We start from the raw sequence: 18648 nt of genomic DNA, 5'->3' as shown, positions 1-18648 counted from the left end.
CTATAATTGTTAAATTGCTCTAAGCTTTTCTATATTTATAACATGAAATATTTTGGATTAATTGTATTCCTTCTTTTTGGTTTTCGTGGTTATACTCAGCAGACGGATTATGTTGATTTTAAAACAGCGAAAATTACTATCGGCCTTATTCCAGACTCTTCTACAGTGACTGGTATGGTTAATTATCAGTTTAAAATTTTGAAACCAGTAGATTCTATTTTTATTGACGCCATAAATATGGAGTTCAAAAATGTTTCTTTAAATAATGAAACGATTTCTTTTTCAAATGACGGTAAAAAAGTATGGTTAAAGCACGATTTTAAAAATGATTCTTCATATCAGTTGTCATTTAATTACAAGGCAAATCCTAAAAAAGCCATGTATTTTATTGATTGGGAGAATGAAAATGGTAATAAGCAGATCTGGACACAAGGACAAGGCAAATACACTAGTAACTGGTTGCCTTCTATTGATGATATGACTGATAAAATTGAGTTTGATTTAACCATTACTTTTGATAAACATTATGAGGTGATTGCCAATGGTAAATTAACTAATAGAGAAAATAACGAGTCAACAATAACTTGGCAATACAATATGAAACAACCTATGTCCAGCTATTTAGTAGCATTAGCCATAGGTAGATACAATAAAAAAACAGAATATTCTAAAAGTAGTATTCCTCTTGAAATGTTTTTTTATCCTGAAGATTCCTTAAAAGTTGAGCCAACGTATCGCTACACAAAACGGATCTTTGATTTTCTGGAAGAAGAAATTGGTGTACAGTATCCCTGGCAAAATTATAAACAGGTTCCTGTAAAGGATTTTTTGTATGCCGGCATGGAAAATACCAGTACTACTATTTTTTCAGATGGATTTCTAATAGATTCCATTGCCTTTATTGATAAAAATTATGTGAATGTGAATGCTCATGAACTGGCGCATCAATGGTTTGGAGATTTAGTAACTGAGAAATCTGGAACCCATCACTGGTTGCAAGAAGGTTTTGCGACTTATTATGCTTTGTTGGCAGAAAGGGAGATATTTGGACAAGATTATTACTATTGGAAATTATATGAATATGTCCAGGAATTATTGCAACAGGATGAAGCGGAGCAAGGAGCAAGTGTGTTAAATCCAAAAGCGAGTAGTTTAACTTTTTATAAACATGGCGCCTGGGCTTTACATGTCTTAAGGGAATATGTGGGTGAGGTTAATTTTAAAAAGGCTATAAAAGCTTATTTGGAAGCCTATCAATTTAAAAATGTTGAAACAGAAGATTTTATTATGGTTGTTGAAAAGGCGAGCGGTAAAGATTTAAAAGGATTTACTGAACTTTGGCTGAAAAACGAACAGTTTCCCTATACTGAAGCTTTAAATAGCTTAAAACAATCTAAATTTATTCAAGAGTATCTGTTGGTGGATTGCGAAGATGACGTCTTAAGGTGTAAAGATTATTTAACTTCTGAGATGTCTGACGAAGTCAAAATTAAAATCATAGAACAAGTCCCGGAATTAGTGACTATTGAGATCTTTAATAATAACCTTAAAGTGCGACAAGCAATCGCGAAATTTATAACTAAGATTCCGATGGAATTAAAGGAGGCGTATGAATCTCTTCTGCATGATAAATCGTATATTACAATAGAAATGGCGTTATATAATTTGTGGAATAATTTTCCAGAAAACAAAGTTGAGTATTTGAAAAGAAGCAGAGATGTTATGGGGTTTAATGATAAAAATGTAAGGATGCTTTGGTTAGCGTTAACTTTAAATACGCCTGAATTTGAGTTTGAAAACAATCAGAAATATTTTGAAGAGTTAAGGAATTATACCAACATCAATTATGATTTTGAAACGCGTCAAAAGGCTTTTCAATATTTAAATATGATACAAGCTTGTGATGCTATTTGCAAGGACAATTTAAATCAGGCAACCAAACATCATAACTGGCAATTTTCAAAATATGCAAAAGAGATGTTAAATCAGATTAATAATTGAACCATAAGAAATATGAATGCATTAGTGATTTCAGGAGGTGGCAGTAAAGGGGCTTTTGCCGGTGGTGTCGCTCAATACCTCATTCAAGAATTAAAGCGTGATTATCAATTGTATATTGGCACTTCGACAGGAAGTTTATTGGTATCTCATTTAGCATTAAATAATATTGAAAAGATTAAAAATGTCTATACGAATGTCAATAATAACAGTATTTTTAGCGTCTGTCCATTTGTAATCAAGAAAAAATATGGTGTTCAAAACATCGGTATCAATCACATTAATGTACTTATTAATTTTTTACGTGGAAGCAAAACTTTTGGTGAAAGTCATAATCTTAAAAAACTCATCAAAAACACCTTAATAGAGGAGGAGTTTGAGTTTTTAAAAAATAGCGACATGGATATCGTAGTGACGGTATCAAATATTTCAGTAAATCAGGTAGAGTATAAAAGCTTAAAAGAATTTAGTTATGAGGAATTTGTAGATTGGATCTGGATTTCATGCAATTACACACCATTCATGTCTCTTGTTAAAAAGAATGGCTGTGAATATGCTGATGGCGGTTTGGGAAATATGGTGCCAATTGAAGAGGCTATATCTAGGGGGGCTACTGAAGTGGATGCCATAATTTTGCAAACAGAAATCACACAATTTAATAGAATGCCGTCTAAAAACGCCTTTTCTTTATTAACTAACATGTTCGCTTTTATGTTGGATAGAATTGAATCTCAAAACATTAAAATCGGCAAATATGTGGCTACGCATAACAATGCGATTATCAATTTTTATTATGCGCCAATAGTATTAACAACAAATTCCTTGATTTTTGAAAAGGACAAAATGACTAAGTGGTGGCTCAGTGGTTATGATTTTGCTAAAACCAGAAATCAGGAACTGAGTGCTTTAGAAATATAGTTAAAAGAAGTTTGAAAATGAGTTGCCTACCACAAGTCACTTACTTCCTGTCTAATAAAAGATAAGGCTGCGTCACTTGGCGGACGTCGTTCCATCATTTCTGTTAAAATAACTTCACGAAGTTTATCGGCTGTATCTGTTTTTTCTAGTAAACTGGCTTTTCTAATTAATTGAATAGTTGCATTTTTCGCAGCTGTGATAATGCTCCAACATCTATCACTCACATATATTTGCTGTGACAAATTATGTTCAAATTCTTGTTCAATTGTTAGTATAAGTAAAGACTCATAAGATTCTTTATTAGAAGATTTTGGAATTATTCTTATGAGCATTTTTGAAGGGGTCATGCGTTCTAAAAATATAGTCAGACGTTCATAGGCTTGAAGCCTTATGGGCAACGCATTTACTTGCATGTCCTTTTTTAATAAATAGCGTCTTCTGCCATCTTCATTTTTTGTGTGCTCTTTAAAAAAGTAATAAGCAATGAGTCCGGTAATTAATGATGGAATTATAAATAAAAATAGATCGATGACTCTTTCAGTATCCATATAGATGGGTTTTAATTTAAATTATAAAGTATATTTCAAATATAAACAATCTTTTAAATGTATCAAGTGGAATGGTGTTTGTTATATTTTTTAAATATTTTATGTTTAATTGTTTATAATTATTAATAAATCGGATAAAGAAAAAGCATAACAATGGTTAATTTCACCATGTAAATTTGATGTAGTTTGGAGAAGTATTTAAGTCAACTAAATGAAGCGCAATTAGAGCCCACCATTCAAAAGGATGGGCCCATGATCATTATTGCTGGAGCAGGTTCAGGTAAAACCAGGGTACTCACTTATCGTATTGCTTATTTAATGAGCCTAGGCGTTGATCCGTTTAATATTTTAGCCTTAACCTTTACAAATAAGGCAGCGCGTGAAATGAAAGATCGTATAGCTACCATTGTAGGAGCCAGTGAAGCTAAAAATTTATGGATGGGAACCTTTCACTCAGTATTTGCTAAAATATTGCGAAGTGAAGCAGATAAATTGGGATATCCCAGCAATTTTACAATATATGATACACAAGATTCAGATAGATTGATTGCCTCTATTATTAAGGAAATGAATCTAGATAAAGATATCTATAAATATAAGCAAGTACGCTCCAGGATTTCATCGTATAAAAACAGTTTGATTACCGTGAGAGCCTATTTCCAAAATCCAGAACTTAAGGAAGCGGATGCTATGGCAAGACGCCCTAAGATGGGAGATATTTATAAAGAATATGTTGAGCGTTGTTTTAAAGCGGGTGCCATGGATTTTGATGATTTATTATTAAAAACAAATGAACTTTTAACACGTTTTCCAGATGTTTTGATGAAATATCAAAACCGTTTTAAATATATTTTAGTTGATGAGTATCAAGATACCAATCATTCGCAGTATTTAATTGTAAGGGCCTTATCTGATAGGTTTCAAAATATATGTGTTGTTGGAGATGATGCCCAGAGTATTTATGCGTTTAGAGGGGCTAATATTAATAATATATTGAATTTTCAGAAAGACTATGACGAGGTGAAGGTCTTTCGATTGGAGCAAAACTATCGGTCTACTAAAAACATAGTAAATGCGGCCAATTCCATTATTGATAAGAACCAGACCAAGCTTGAAAAGGTGGTTTGGACAGCTAATGATGAAGGCAATAAAATTATAGTTAACAGGTCTTTGACAGACGGTGATGAAGGTCGTTTTGTAGCCAGTACCATCTGGGATAACAAAATGCAGCATCAATTAAAGAATAGTGATTTTGCAGTTTTATATAGAACCAATGCGCAATCACGTGCTATTGAAGATGCATTAAGAAAGCGCGATATTCCTTATAGAATTTATGGCGGCTTATCATTTTATCAACGCAAAGAGATTAAGGATGTATTATCGTATTTAAGATTAGTTATTAATCCGGCTGATGAAGAAGCGCTTAAGCGTATAATTAATTTTCCGCCACGCGGTATTGGGCAAACCACCATTGATAAATTGATTGTATCTGCTAATGGTTATAAACGTACCATTTTTGAGGTGATGAAAAACATAGATAAGACCGATGTAAAAGTTAATTCTGGCACTAAAACAAAACTTCAAGATTTTGTAACCCTCATTGAAAGTTACCAGGTTTTAAATCAAACAGCAGATGTCTTTGAGTTAGCTGAACATGTCACAAGAACCAGCGGATTAATTAGAGAGTTTAACAAAGATGGGACGCCAGAAGGTGTCACCCGAATGGAAAACATTGAAGAGCTCTTAAATGGTATGAAAGATTTTGTGGAAGGCCAGAAAGAAGTAGCAGATACTACGGGATCGTTAGCTGAATTTTTGGAAGATGTTGCTTTGGCAACGGATATAGATGCTGATAAAGGTGATCCGGATCATGTGGCATTAATGACCATACATTTAGCAAAAGGGCTGGAGTTTCCATATGTATTTATAGTTGGTCTGGAAGAAGATTTATTTCCAAGTGCCATGAGCATGAATACTCGTAGTGAACTGGAAGAGGAAAGACGCCTTTTTTATGTCGCTTTAACCCGTGCCGAAAAACAGGCTTACTTAACTTACGCTTTATCAAGATACCGTTGGGGAAAATTGATTGATTCTGAACCAAGTCGTTTTATTGAAGAAATAGATGAACAATATCTTGAAAACATCACGCCTATTGAAGAACGGCGGTTTAATCCTATGCTGGATGCCGATATTTTTGGAGATGTAGAACCAAATAAAATCAGATTTAAAGAAACAAAGCAACCAATATTTAAAAAAGGGACAACGCCTAATAAAGAATCAGAAAAATTTCAAGTAACAACGCCAAAAAATTTAAAACCTTTATCAAAAACTAATGGTTCTGCAAATTTGTTTGATAATAAATTGGTTGTGGGTAACCTAGTAAAGCATTTAAGATTTGGAACCGGCAGAGTCACAAAAATTGAAGGGGTTGGAGCAGATACGAAGGCGGAAATAAATTTTGAAAATGGAGGTGTTAAAAAACTTTTATTGCGTTTTGCAAAGCTGGAAGTAATAGGTTAATTTTAACCAACATGGCTGAATATTTAAGAATATACGAAGAGAACCCTAATCCGAAGGAAATTGAAAAAGTAGTTAAGGTTCTCAGGAAGGGTGGTTTAATTATTTATCCAACAGATACGGTCTATGGACTAGGATGTGATATTACCAATTTAAAAGCACTGGAGCGGGTTGCGCGCATTAAAGGGATAAAGTTAGAAAAATCAAACTTCTCATTTGTTTGCCATGATTTAAGTAATTTAAGTGATTATGTCAAACAAATTGATACATCAACATTCAAAATTTTAAAAAGAGCTCTGCCAGGTCCCTATACTTTTATTCTTCCGGGCGCCAGGTCCTTGCCAGCACCATTTAAACAAAAAAAAACAGTAGGTATTAGAATACCAGCCAATAATATTGCACTAGAAATAGTTAAGCAATTAGGTAATCCTATTATTTCAACATCAATTAAAGATGAAGATGAAGTTTTGGAATACACTACAGATCCAGAACTTATATTAGAAAAATGGGATCATTTAGTAGATCTGGTCATTGATGGCGGTTATGGTGACAATGAGCCATCAACCGTTATAGATTTATCTGAAGAAGAGCCTCTTGTTGTAAGAAAAGGCAAAGGGGGCTTAGAGATTTTTTAATGATGACAAATAAAAAAAACCCAATCATATGATTGGGCTTTTTAGTATAAATATTTCAATTCTTATTTAGTACCAGCTGAAAGATTTTTCATTTCTTTTTCAACCATGTCATAGAACTGGTCAATTTTTGGAAGTACTACAATACGAGTACGTCTGTTTTTAGCTCTGTTTTCAGCAGTATTATTTTCAACTAAAGGCACATAGTCTGCACGACCAGCAGCAATTAATTGTCCAGGGTTTACACCAAGAGATTGTAATACTCTAATAATAGAGGTAGAACGTTTTACACTTAGATCCCAGTTGTCTAATAAAACACCACTTTGGTAAGGCACATTATCAGTATGTCCTTCAACCATACATTCGAAGTCTGGTTTACTATTAACTACTTTAGCAACTTTAGCAAGAACTTCTTTAGCTCTTGTAGTTACATTGTAGCTTCCGCTTTGGAATAATAATTTGTCAGCAATAGAAATAAATACAACACCTTTTTCAACATTAATTTCAATGTCAGGGTCGTTAATACCAACTTCACGTTTTAAACTAGTAACTACCGCTAAAGTAATACTGTCCTTTTTAGTTAAGGCATCCTGTAAACGTGTAATTTTTAATTCTTTTTCTTTAATGCTTTCAAGTGTTTTTTCAATATTTGAAGCACCTTTAGCAGACAACACAGTTAGGTTGTCGTTGTTTTTACGTAAATCAGCAATTTGTTCTTCTAAGGCCGTTGTTCTTGCAACCGCTGCTGATTTATCAGCTAAACAACTGTTTAATTTTACTGTTGCAGTATTTAATAAATCTTGGGTTTCTTTTTGTTTGGCTTCAAGTGCAGTATATTCTTTTTTAGAGACGCATGAACTAAGAAGCATTAAGGCTGAAAAGGTAAAAATTAAAAGTTTTTTCATGATTGTTTTTGGATTAATTTGTTTTGTTGTTTAACGTAGCAAAAGTATATAAAAATCATTCAATTTTAACATTTTAACAAAATTTTTGCTAAACTGTTTATTAACTTTTATAAACTCTATTTTTATATACGTAATAATATAAAACAATGGATCTTTTATTATAGTATTTTTCTTTGTTAATATAGGTTTTTCTTTGATTTAGTAAAGTTCCTAAATGTTTGTAATAACTAAAATGAGCATGAATAATAGCTAAGAAATGTTTGAATTTGAGTTCTAACAAAAATTTTAATCCTGCAACGCCATCTAAAATGAGTCTTATAAAAATTAAAATAAACAAATTACCATTAGCATTTTTAGTTAATGTATATAAACTATTTCTGAAATTGAGATACGTTTTTTGCGGGTTTAAACTATTAAGAGTGGCACCGCCAAGATGAAAAACTTCAGACTTTCCTACATATTTAATTTTATAACCTGCATTTTTCGCACGCCAGCACAAATCAATTTCTTCCATATGAGCAAAGAAACTTTCATCTAAACCGTTTAATGTTTTATAAACCTCATTTCTAATAAATAAACAGGCACCAGAGGCCCAGAAAATTTCTGTAACATCATTATACTGTCCTAAATCCTTTTCAATGGAATCAAAAATGCGCCCTCTACAATACGGATACCCAAATTTATCAATAAAACCACCTGCAGCTCCAGCGTATTCAAAATAATCTTTGCGTTTATAATCTAATATTTTGGGCTGAATAATCCCTGTATTAGGTTCGTTATTAAAAGTTTGAATGATTGGTTCTAACCAATTATTTGTGACTTCAACATCGTTATTCAGCAAACAAAAAACAGGTTCTTTTAAACTTTTGAGTGCGTCATTATATCCTTTGGCATAACCGCCATTTTGGTTGTTTTTTATAATGTGAACCTTTGGATAATGATGTTCAATAAAAGAAATAGAATCGTCTGTTGAGGCATTATCTGCTACATATACAGACGCTTCTTTAGAATATTTAACCACAGATGGTAAAAACTGTTCTAAAAGCTTTTTACCATTCCAATTTAATATAACAACGGCTATTTTCATTTAGTATATTCTGGAATATCTTTAAGGAAATGATACTTTTCATTTATAAAATCCATTTGACAATAATAATGATTGAAACCATTAGAAATCATCAAATAAGTGGCATTCAAACTTAAATTATACAAGGCGATTTGATCAAATACATTTTGATTAATACTGATGGTTGGTGCTTTACATTCAACAATTAAATGGATACTTCCATCAGAATTAAAAACAACAATGTCATAACGTTTTCTCAAAGAATTGATTATGAGTTCCTTTTCTATATTTATTAAAGACTTCGGGTATCCTTTATAATCAATTAAATAATGAATACAATGTTGTCTTACCCATTCTTCAGGTTGTAAAATCACAAATCTTTTGCGGATAACATCGAATATAGAAATTTTATTTTCCTTATTTTTGAATCGAAACGAAAACTTAGGAAAGTTTAGTTCTTGCAACACGTTTTATCTTTAATTAACTCAAAGGTAAACCACAATATTCAAATACCAAATATCTCTATGATTTTTTGGAATTTGATTCTTTTAATTTGAAATTTTTACATTTTGGACGAAGTCAAACAATTGGTTACTGATATTAATAACGGAAACATTAAACCTATTTATTTTTTAATGGGCGAAGAGCCTTATTATATTGACAAGATATCTGACTATATTGAAAAAAATGTTTTGACAGAAGAAGAAAAAGGCTTTAATCAGGTGGTTTTATATGGACGCGATGTGACCATTGAAGATATTGTTGAAAATGCCAAGCGTTATCCTATGATGTCTGAAAGACAAGTAGTGATTGTAAAGGAAGCGCAGGATTTGTCAAGATCCATTGAAAAATTAGAAACTTACGCTAATAATCCACAATTATCAACCGTACTGGTAATAAATTATAAGTACAAAAAAATTGATAAGCGTAAAAGTTTATATAAAGCGGTTAATAAGGTAGGGTTGGTTTATGAAAGTAAGAAGCTTTATGAAAATCAAGTAGCCGATTGGATTAAAAGGATTTTATCGGTAAAAAAATATACTATTACACCAAAGGCAGCACAAATGCTGGTTGAGTTTTTAGGAACAGATTTAAGTAAAATTAATAATGAATTAGAAAAACTCCAAATCATAATTCCAAAGGAGACTCAAATAACTCCCGAACTTATTGAAGAGAATATTGGAATAAGTAAAGACTTTAATAATTTTGAATTACGGAAAGCTGTTGGTGAACGAAATAGTATGAAGGCTTACCAAATTATAAATTATTTTGCTGAAAACCCTAAGGACAATCCTATGGTTGTAACAGTCGCATTATTGTTTAGTTTCTTCACACAACTTTTACAATTTCATGGATTATCTGATAAAGCGCCAAGACACGTGGCGTCGGCCTTAAAAATAAACCCCTATTTTGTTAATGATTACATAGTAGCTGCGCGCAATTTCCCTATGAAAAAGGTAAGTACAGTGATTTCAGTTTTAAGAGAATTTGATGTCAAAAGTAAAGGGGTTGATTCTAATGCCGTTGCCCAGGGCGATTTGTTAAAAGAAATGTTATATAAAATTTTAAATTAATTATAAAAATCATGAAAAAAATTGGATTTATTATGTTGCTTTTAATTAGCAATCATTTTTTATTGGCTCAAGTCATGACCCCGGAATTGTTATGGAAACTAAATCGTATTAGCCCGGTTGGACTTTCCAATGATGGCAAGGATGTGATTTATGCTTCAACGGTTTACAACCTTGAGACCAATTCTAAAACGACTAGTTATTATAAAGTTTCTATGGCAAATGGAGCAACAAGTGCTATAAATGAGTATCAAACAATTTTTAAGGATTCAAAAATATCTCCAAATGGTCAATTTAAAATTTATGATGTAGAGGTGAAGTTAAAATCTGTTAGTGGTGTTGATAATTATCCTGAATTGGAAAAATCAAATGTTCAGATTTATGATAATCTTAATTATAGACATTGGGATACTTGGGAAGACGGTAAATTCAGTCATGTATTCTTAAAAAAAATAGATTCAGAGGATGCAGATCCTTTAGATATTATGGAAGGCGAAGCATTTGACTGCCCGCTCAAGCCTTTTGGTGGCGCAGAGGATTATATCTGGAATTTGGATGGATCAAAAATTCTATATGTAGCTAAAAAAGAATATGGAACAAATTATGCTAAAAGCACGAATACCGATATTTATAGTTATGATTTAAAGTCAAATACTACTATTAATTTAACAAAAGATAATCAGGGTTATGATACGAATCCTTCTTTTTCAAAAGAAGGTGTTTTGGCTTGGTTACAAATGGATGAACCCGGATATGAGGCTGATAAAAATGATATTATTGTATTAAATGATGGTTTAAAAAGAAATTTGACTAAAGATTGGGATGGAACTGTAAATAGTTATTTATGGAGTAATGATGGTAAAAAAATATTTTTCAATGCACCTGTAGAGGGAACTATTCAACTTTTTGAAGTTACTGCGCTAAAAAGCATTACACCAATAGTTAAGCAAATCACCAATGGAACATTTGATATTACAGGACTTATAGGACAGTCTGATTCTAAAATGGCTGTGACAAGGACCGATATGAACCATGCATCAGAAATTTATCTGGTAAATTTATCAAACGGGACCATGACCCAGTTAAGTCATGTAAACGATGAGGCTTATAAAAATATAAAATTTGGCAATGTAGAAAAGCGATTGATTCCAACAACTGATGGAAAGGATATGCTATCATGGGTTATTTATCCTCCAGATTTTGATCCAAACAAAAAATATCCAACATTGCTTTATTGCCAAGGCGGTCCCCAATCGGCTCTTACTCAATTTTATTCATTTCGATGGAATTTTCAATTAATGGCTGCCAATGGTTATATCATTGTGGCACCAAACAGGCGCGGTATGCCAGGGCATGGTGTTGAATGGAATGAGCAAATTAGCGGTGATTATGGTGGACAAAATATAGAAGATTATCTTGCAGCTATAGATGATGTGTCTAAAGAATCTTATGTCGATAAAAATAGAATGGGGTGTATAGGTGCTAGTTATGGTGGCTATTCTGTTTATTATTTAGCGGGTGTTCACAATGAGAGATTTAAATCATTTATTGCTCATGATGGTATTTTTAATACTAGAAGTATGTATGGAACAACTGAAGAATTATTTTTTGTCAACAAAGATCTTGGCGGTCCGTATTGGGACCCTGCAAACTTAAAAAGTTACACCTCATTTAATCCTATTGAAAATGTCGATAAATGGAATACACCTATTCTTGTGATTCAGGGAGGAAAAGATTATCGGGTTCCAATAGGACAAGGATTAGAGGCATTTCAAGCGGCTCAATTGAGAGGAATAAAAAGTAAACTTATGTATTTACCAGATGAAAATCATTGGGTCTTGAGTCCTCAAAACGGGATTGTTTGGCAAAATGAGTTTTTTAAATGGTTAAGTGAAACTTTGAATTAAAACACACATAATTCAATCTAAAAGCAAAATTGAAGGGTTTGCTTAATCATGGTAAATAGAATCGACAAATTGCTATGATCATTTAAAATTTGAAATTGGTAATGACCAAATTATCTAATCTATAAAGAGGCCATATTAACTTGTAGGATTAATTTTTGATAATGTTTTAGATATTATGAATGTCAATATACACGAAAGCTGGAAATTTTATTTGCAATCAGAATTTGATAAACCCTATTTTGATAGTTTAGCAAATTTTGTGATAGAAGAATATTCAAAACATGAATGTTTTCCTCCAGACAATCAAATATTTAATGCTTTTGAACATTGTCATTTTCATGATGTTAAAGTCGTAATTATTGGACAAGACCCTTATCATGATCTAGGACAAGCACATGGTTTATGTTTTTCAGTGAATGATGATATTAAACATCCACCATCCCTTAAGAACATTTTTAAAGAAATTGAACAGGATGTAGGTGTTCCTTATCCTAAAAGTGGAAATTTATCACGTTGGGCCAATCAAGGAGTTTTATTATTGAATGCAACTTTGACCGTAAGAGCGCATTTGGCAGGAAGTCATCAAGGTAAAGGATGGGAAACATTTACAGATACTGTTATAAAAACAATCAGTGATAATAAAAAGAATGTTGTTTTTATGCTATGGGGTAGTTATGCCAAACAAAAAATAAAACTAATTGATGCGAAAAAACATTACGTATTACAAAGTGGTCACCCATCTCCGTTAAGCGCGAATAGAGGTTTGTGGTTTGGTAATAAACATTTTAGTAAAACTAACTTCCTGTTGGAGCAAGTTTTTGAGAAGCCGGTAAATTGGTAACTTTGGTTGAGTGAATAACACGTTGGTTAATGGTTTTTTTAACCTTTTTTGTTTTATTACAGCTAAAGGCTAGTAATAAAAAGTTTATTGCAACTAAAATTAATAATGAAAGAATGATTGTAAATATCATAAATTAGTAGCTAATTTCTTAAATAAATATAAGATAAAAACCTGTAATATACACTTACAGTTTATAAAATAATAGAAATATCAAATTTACATTCAAAAAATAAGTATTTTATAATTTTTTGGTCTTTACATTTAGATTTTATAAATGTAGTCCATTCAAATGGAGAAAAAAATATATTCCAATGCTTATTTCTGATTCCTGATTTTTACTTTTTATTTATTAATTTGGGAAACTAGATGATTTAAAATTTAATTAAATTATTAATTTTTAATAAAGTCAAAAGTTTAGAATTGTTTAACCGTAATTTTTAAGGTTAAAGAAAGAGTCTTATTAAAATAAAATATATTTTTGAACAAAATAATGAAAATGGACGGAGTAAACTGGATTACTGTTAAAGAATACGAAGATATTACCTACAAAAAATGTAATGGTGTTGCTCGTATAGCATTTAATAGGCCAAATGTAAGAAATGCATTCAGACCAAAAACGACCAGTGAATTATATGATGCTTTTTATGATGCTGGAGAAGATGTTAATATAGGAGTCGTTTTATTATCAGCTGAAGGTCCTTCAACAAAAGATGGGGTGTATTCTTTTTGCAGTGGTGGCGATCAAAAAGCAAGAGGGCATCAAGGTTATGTTGGCGAGGATGGATACCATCGTTTAAATATTCTGGAAGTACAAAGACTCATTCGTTTCATGCCTAAAGCAGTGATAGCCGTAGTACCAGGATGGGCTGTTGGCGGCGGTCATAGTCTGCATGTGGTATGTGATTTAACATTAGCGAGTAAAGAGCATGCTATTTTTAAGCAAACAGATGCAGATGTTACCAGTTTTGATGGTGGATATGGTTCCGCTTATTTAGCAAAAATGGTAGGTCAAAAAAGAGCAAGAGAGATCTTTTTTTTAGGAAGAAATTATTCTGCACAAGAAGCTTTTGAGATGGGAATGGTCAATGCGGTAGTTCCTCATGAAGAATTAGAGTCAACTGCTTATCAATGGGCCCAGGAAATATTAGCAAAATCCCCAACATCTATAAAAATGTTGAAATTCGCCATGAATTTGACGGATGACGGCATGGTTGGTCAGCAGGTATTTGCAGGAGAAGCCACTCGTTTAGCTTATATGACTGAGGAGGCAAAAGAAGGCAGAAACGCTTTTCTTGAAAAGCGAAAGCCTAATTTTGAAAAAAAATGGATTCCTTAATATGAAAAACATTTCTATTTGGATTTCTGCTATGAGATTGAGGACTTTGCCTTTGTCTGTTTCTGGAATCATTCTGGCCTCTTGTTTAGCTGAATACAATGGATTTTTTAACTGGAAGATTTGTGTTCTAGCAATACTTACCACCCTGAGTTTTCAAATACTTTCTAATTTAGCCAATGATTATGGCGATGGCATAAAAGGAACGGATAGTAATGACAGAATTGGACCAGAAAGAGCCATTCAAAGCGGTAAGATTTCTCCAGAAAACATGTTTAAAGGCATCAAAATCTGTGTTTTAATTTCTATTATTTTAGCTACCATGTTGGTTTTTTCTTCTTTTAGAGCGCGTAATTTTTTCTTAGCTCTTTTGTTTTTTGTGTTAGGGACCGTCAGTATTATTGCTGCAATGAAATATACAATCGGAGCCAATGCCTATGGTTACAGAGGGTTTGGAGATCTTTTTGTTTTTATATTTTTCGGATTGGTTAGTGTGATTGGTTGTTATGTTTTATTTTCAAAACAATTAGATCATGTGGTTATTTTACCGGCTATTACTATTGGTTTGTTAAGTACAGCGGTTCTCAATTTAAATAATATGAGAGATATAGAATCTGATAAGAAATCAAAAAAAATAACCATCGCTATAAAGTTGGGTGAAAAGAATATGAAGCTTTATCATTACAGCTTAATTATTTCAGCCATTATCAGTTCTTTATTGTTTGGGATTTTTTATTATACTTCTGTTTATAACCTCATATTTATGGTTATGTATGTGCCTTTAATACTTCACTTAATTAAAGTAAAAAGGAACAAGGAGTTAAAATTACTTGATTCTGAATTAAAAAAAGTGGCGCTTTCTACTTTTTTCTTAGCCATACTTATGGGAGTAGGGCAATTGTTATAGATTTTTTGTACTTTTCTTTTTTAAAATAAATAATTTTGAAATCATGAAAATCACATTTTTAGGTCATGCTTCATTAGGCATTCAAGTAGGGGACATTAATATTTTAGTAGATCCATTTATTTCAGCAAATCCTAAGGCTTCCCACATAAACATTGAAGACTTAAAAGCAGATTACATCTTGTTAACCCATGCGCATCAAGACCATATTTTAGACGTGGAAGCTATTGCCAAAAGAACCAATGCCGTCATTGTTTCAAACTTTGAAATCGTATCACATTTTGAAAAACTTGGCATTGAAGGCCATCCAATGAATCATGGTGGTCAGTGGGATTTTGAATTTGGAAATGTAAAATATGTCAATGCCATTCATACCTCATCGTTTCCAGACGGAAGTTATGGCGGGCAACCTGGCGGCTTCGTTATTGAAGGAGAACATAAAAATATTTATATCGCCGGTGATACGGCTCTTACAATGGATATGCAGCTTATTCCCATGTTTATTAAACTTGATTTAGCTATCCTTCCTATTGGTGACAATTTTACTATGGGAGTAGACGATGCCATTATAGCCAGTGATTTTGTTAAATGTGATAAAGTGTTGGGCTATCATTTTGACACTTTTGGTTATATTGAAATTGACCACGATTTAGCTAAAAAGAAGTTTTTTGAAAAAGGAAAAGATTTAATGCTTTTAAATATTGGTGATTTTATTGAATTATAAGCAGTTTGTTATTTCACCTTACTTCTCAGAACCAACCAATGAATGAGTCTGGGAGATAAGCGTTGTACATAAACTCCAAAAGCTTCAAATTTTCCAATATAAGCTTCAAATTTTTCTTTTTTTATGGCTTTGATCATTTTTTTAACAAAAATGTCCGGATTTAATCCATTTTCAGTCATTTTATCCTGAATTATTTGCTGACTGCCATCTGCAGTTAAAGCATTTCTGGCCACATTGGTATTGACAAAACCAGGACATATTAAAGTCACCTTTATATTATCTTTATGATGCTCTAATCGTAACGCGTCAAAAAAACCATGTAAGGCATGTTTGGCAGCACAATAAGCAGATCTTAAAGGAGAACTGAATTTCCCCATAAGGCTCGACACCACCACAAAACATCCTGATTGATTTGAAACAAAATGAGGTAAAATGGCTTTGGTTAAAGCTACCGTGCCCAAATAATCAATGTCTATCAGTTTTTTATCTACTTCAATGGCCGTTTCTATGATTGGTGACCGTTGGCTAATACCACCATTGTTAATGAGCATATCCACAACACCAAAGCATTTAACAGCTTCATTGGCAATTTGAGGCATCGCTTTATAATCGGCTAAATCAAAAGGCAGTACCGCAACGTTTTCCGGATGTTTATATTGTTTTTTTACTTCCTCTAAAACCTCTTTTCGCCTTGCAGATAATATTAATTGACACGGATAGTTTGAAAGTTCAATCGCTAAACTTTTGCCAATCCCACTGGAGGCACCTGTTATCCAAATCACTTTGTTATTTAGTGTCATAAGTCTTTTTTTTAATGAGCCATTCGTTTCGTAAATCATTACTTATTTTTCCAGTGCCATCATGAGACCAGCCTGGAGGTTTAATCAAATAAAGAATCCTGTTTTTTATAGATTTTTTACCCGTAAGAACATCTTTAAACAGATATATCCATTCAATAAAGGCAATTTTTATGGGATTGAAGGTATTAATATTTTTAACCAATCCGTAAACTACTTTTTCGTCTTTAAGTTCCAACTGAAAAGTGCCAAAGATTTTATCCCAAATGATTAAAATTCCGGCATGGTTTCTATCTAAATATAATGGGTTGCTGCCATGATGTACCCGATGATGAGAAGGGGTATTCATAATAGCTTCAAACCATTTTGGCATTTTATCAATAGTCTCCGTATGAATCCAGAATTGATATAATAAACTAATAGACATTTGTAACATGATCATGGCCGGATGAAATCCCAAAAGAGGCATCCAGATCCAGAATATAAATGAATAAAAACTACCTGACCAGGTCTGGCGTAAAGCCGTGCTTAAATTATAGTGTTTAGATGAATGATGTACCACATGAGAGGCCCAAAAAAGGCGACATGTGTGCGAAACACGATGGAACCAGTAGTAAGAGATGTCATCAGCAAAAAAAATAAGAACAAAACTCCACCAAATAATAGGAATTGTAGCCAATCTGAAATGGTCATAAACATATAAGAAGGCCCATAAAACCAGGGCCTTACTAACAAAACCCAAAAGCACATTACCCAATCCCATGGTTAGCGATGAAAATGAATCTTTCATTTCGTAAGATTTAATATGCTGTTTTGCGGTTACAAACAATTCAACTAACATAGCCAAAATGAAAAACGGAATAGCAAAAAGAATAATGTTAGGGAAATTGGGCATTGGTATTTAGTTTATGCGCTCTAAAATACAAAATAAATTAAGTATTTTTGGCGAGTGAAAACAGCATCTTATCAAAAACATATCTTAATTTTTGAACAGCCGAGTGGAACCTCACGAGGGGTATTAAAAACCAAAGAAACATGGTTTATCATTCTTAATGAGCATGGTAAGCAAGGTGTTGGTGAATGCGGCATGTTTAAGGGCTTATCAATTGATGACAAACCTAATTATGAAGACAAATTACAATGGGTTTGTGAAAATGTGAATTTAGGATTAGAGGTCTTATTTCAAGAATTGGTAGCGTTTCCGAGCATTCAATTTGGATTAGAAATGGCATTTAAATCTTTGGAGGCAAAAAAACCTTTTATACTATTTCCTTCGGATTTTACTCAAGGAACTGATTCTATTGAAATAAACGGACTTATCTGGATGGGGTCTGAATCCTATATGCGTCAACAAATTAAATATAAAATTGAAGCTGGTTTTAAATGTATCAAAATGAAAATTGGTGCCATCAATTTTCAAACGGAAATAAATCTTTTAAGATCTATTAGAAAAGAATTTTCCTCAAAAGATATGGAATTAAGAGTCGATGCGAATGGGGCTTTTTCTCCTTCAGATGCTTTAGAAAAACTTAATATTTTATCTGATTTAGACTTGCATTCTATAGAGCAACCTATTAAACCAGGACAAATTGAAGAGATGGCAAAACTATGTGACCAAACGCCTTTACCCATTGCTTTAGATGAAGAATTGATTGGCGTTTTTTCAAAAGAAAAAAAAGAATCGCTTCTTAATAGTATTAAACCACAATATATTATTTTAAAACCCACTTTAATTGGTGGTTTTCAAGGTAGTGATGGTTGGATAGAGATTTCAGAACACCATAATATTGGCTGGTGGATAACCAGTGCTTTAGAAAGTAATGTAGGGCTTAATGCTATAGCGCAATATACTTACACAAAGCGCAATCTACAACCACAAGGATTAGGTACAGGAAGTTTGTTTACCAATAATTTTGAGTCACCCTTAGAGGTCAAAGAGGGCGCACTTTATTACAATACTAACACTAGTTGGAATTTTAATTTATAA

The 18648-nt window shown here is 32.5% G+C and carries 17 protein-coding genes; 11 read left to right on the top strand and 6 right to left on the bottom strand.

All coding sequences use genetic code 11. The features are described 5' to 3' along the window. Positions 1-42 precede the first annotated feature (42 nt). Together V8G56_RS11935 and V8G56_RS11930 are read left to right on the top strand one after the other, a co-directional pair. Positions 43-2001 carry a M1 family metallopeptidase gene (locus tag V8G56_RS11935; RefSeq protein ID WP_395438686.1) on the top strand — a complete coding sequence of 653 codons (1959 nt, stop codon included), beginning with the start codon at positions 43-45 and terminating at the stop codon, positions 1999-2001. A 12-nt stretch (positions 2002-2013) separates the two neighbouring features. After that, positions 2014-2916 carry a patatin-like phospholipase family protein gene (locus V8G56_RS11930; protein WP_395438685.1) on the top strand — a complete coding sequence of 301 codons (903 nt, stop codon included), beginning with the start codon at positions 2014-2016 and terminating at the stop codon, positions 2914-2916. A gap of 26 nt (positions 2917-2942) precedes the next feature. On the opposite strand, the gene V8G56_RS11925 is transcribed toward V8G56_RS11930, so the two are convergent. Further along, positions 2943-3464: a DUF7935 family protein gene (locus V8G56_RS11925; protein WP_395438684.1), complete on the bottom strand. Its 522-nt coding sequence runs from the start codon at positions 3462-3464 to the stop codon at positions 2943-2945. Positions 3465-3650: 186 nt separating this feature from the next. On the opposite strand from V8G56_RS11925, the gene V8G56_RS11920 reads away from it, so the two are divergent. Continuing rightward, complete coding sequence (locus V8G56_RS11920; RefSeq protein ID WP_395438683.1) at positions 3651-5984, top strand: ATP-dependent helicase; 2334 nt, start codon at positions 3651-3653, stop codon at positions 5982-5984. Positions 5985-5995: 11 nt separating this feature from the next. Further along, the gene (locus V8G56_RS11915; protein ID WP_395438682.1) at positions 5996-6616 is read left to right on the top strand and encodes an L-threonylcarbamoyladenylate synthase; all 621 of its coding nucleotides are present in this window, start codon (positions 5996-5998) and stop codon (positions 6614-6616) included. A 62-nt stretch (positions 6617-6678) separates the two neighbouring features. Here the strand turns inward: V8G56_RS11915 and V8G56_RS11910 are convergent, their stop codons facing one another. From V8G56_RS11910 to V8G56_RS11900, 3 genes are all read right to left on the bottom strand, one after another. Beyond that, a complete protein-coding gene (locus tag V8G56_RS11910) occupies positions 6679-7518 on the bottom strand; it encodes an OmpA family protein (RefSeq protein ID WP_395438681.1) in 840 nt (279 codons plus the stop codon). 100 nt (positions 7519-7618) lie between these two features. Beyond that, positions 7619-8605: a glycosyltransferase family 2 protein gene (locus V8G56_RS11905; RefSeq protein ID WP_395438680.1), complete on the bottom strand. Its 987-nt coding sequence runs from the start codon at positions 8603-8605 to the stop codon at positions 7619-7621. Next, complete coding sequence (locus tag V8G56_RS11900) at positions 8602-9048, bottom strand: type I restriction enzyme HsdR N-terminal domain-containing protein (protein ID WP_395438969.1); 447 nt, start codon at positions 9046-9048, stop codon at positions 8602-8604. The genes V8G56_RS11905 and V8G56_RS11900 overlap by 4 nt, the downstream gene beginning before the upstream one ends. A 105-nt stretch (positions 9049-9153) precedes the next feature. Here V8G56_RS11900 and holA point away from each other — a divergent pair, with 105 nt between their 5' ends. The 6 genes from holA to V8G56_RS11870 all read left to right on the top strand — a co-directional run bounded on the left by holA (position 9154) and on the right by V8G56_RS11870 (position 15864). After that, positions 9154-10158 (top strand): DNA polymerase III subunit delta, encoded by a 1005-nt coding sequence (holA, locus tag V8G56_RS11895; RefSeq protein WP_395438679.1) that lies wholly within the window; start codon positions 9154-9156, stop codon positions 10156-10158. 11 nt (positions 10159-10169) lie between these two features. Next, positions 10170-12062: a S9 family peptidase gene (locus V8G56_RS11890; RefSeq protein WP_395438678.1), complete on the top strand. Its 1893-nt coding sequence runs from the start codon at positions 10170-10172 to the stop codon at positions 12060-12062. A 175-nt stretch (positions 12063-12237) separates the two neighbouring features. Further along, positions 12238-12903, top strand: coding sequence for a uracil-DNA glycosylase (locus tag V8G56_RS11885; protein ID WP_395438677.1), 666 nt, complete (start codon positions 12238-12240; stop codon positions 12901-12903). A gap of 496 nt (positions 12904-13399) precedes the next feature. Further along, positions 13400-14239, top strand: a complete 840-nt coding sequence (locus tag V8G56_RS11880; protein WP_395438676.1) for a 1,4-dihydroxy-2-naphthoyl-CoA synthase — start codon at positions 13400-13402, stop codon at positions 14237-14239. A 1-nt stretch (position 14240) separates the two neighbouring features. Further along, entirely contained in the window at positions 14241-15143 is a 903-nt protein-coding gene (menA, locus tag V8G56_RS11875) for a 1,4-dihydroxy-2-naphthoate octaprenyltransferase (RefSeq protein ID WP_395438675.1), read from the top strand. Positions 15144-15186: 43 nt separating this feature from the next. Beyond that, positions 15187-15864, top strand: coding sequence for a metal-dependent hydrolase (locus tag V8G56_RS11870; protein WP_395438674.1), 678 nt, complete (start codon positions 15187-15189; stop codon positions 15862-15864). An 8-nt stretch (positions 15865-15872) separates the two neighbouring features. On the opposite strand, the gene V8G56_RS11865 is transcribed toward V8G56_RS11870, so the two are convergent. Both V8G56_RS11865 and V8G56_RS11860 read right to left on the bottom strand, forming a co-directional pair. Continuing rightward, positions 15873-16664 carry an SDR family oxidoreductase gene (locus V8G56_RS11865; protein ID WP_395438673.1) on the bottom strand — a complete coding sequence of 264 codons (792 nt, stop codon included), beginning with the start codon at positions 16662-16664 and terminating at the stop codon, positions 15873-15875. Beyond that, positions 16651-17556, bottom strand: a complete 906-nt coding sequence (locus V8G56_RS11860; RefSeq protein ID WP_395438672.1) for a sterol desaturase family protein — start codon at positions 17554-17556, stop codon at positions 16651-16653. Before V8G56_RS11860 ends, V8G56_RS11865 begins: the two co-directional genes overlap by 14 nt. Before the next feature lie 54 nt (positions 17557-17610). Here V8G56_RS11860 and V8G56_RS11855 point away from each other — a divergent pair, with 54 nt between their 5' ends. Then, positions 17611-18648: an o-succinylbenzoate synthase gene (locus V8G56_RS11855; RefSeq protein WP_395438671.1), complete on the top strand. Its 1038-nt coding sequence runs from the start codon at positions 17611-17613 to the stop codon at positions 18646-18648.

Origin of the sequence: Gaetbulibacter aquiaggeris (assembly GCF_044003965.1) — a bacterium.
GTDB classification, from domain to species: Bacteria; Bacteroidota; Bacteroidia; order Flavobacteriales; family Flavobacteriaceae; genus Yeosuana; species Yeosuana aquiaggeris.
The sequence above is the reverse complement of the archived record's forward strand: the minus strand, read 5'-3'. Positions and strand labels throughout refer to the sequence as shown.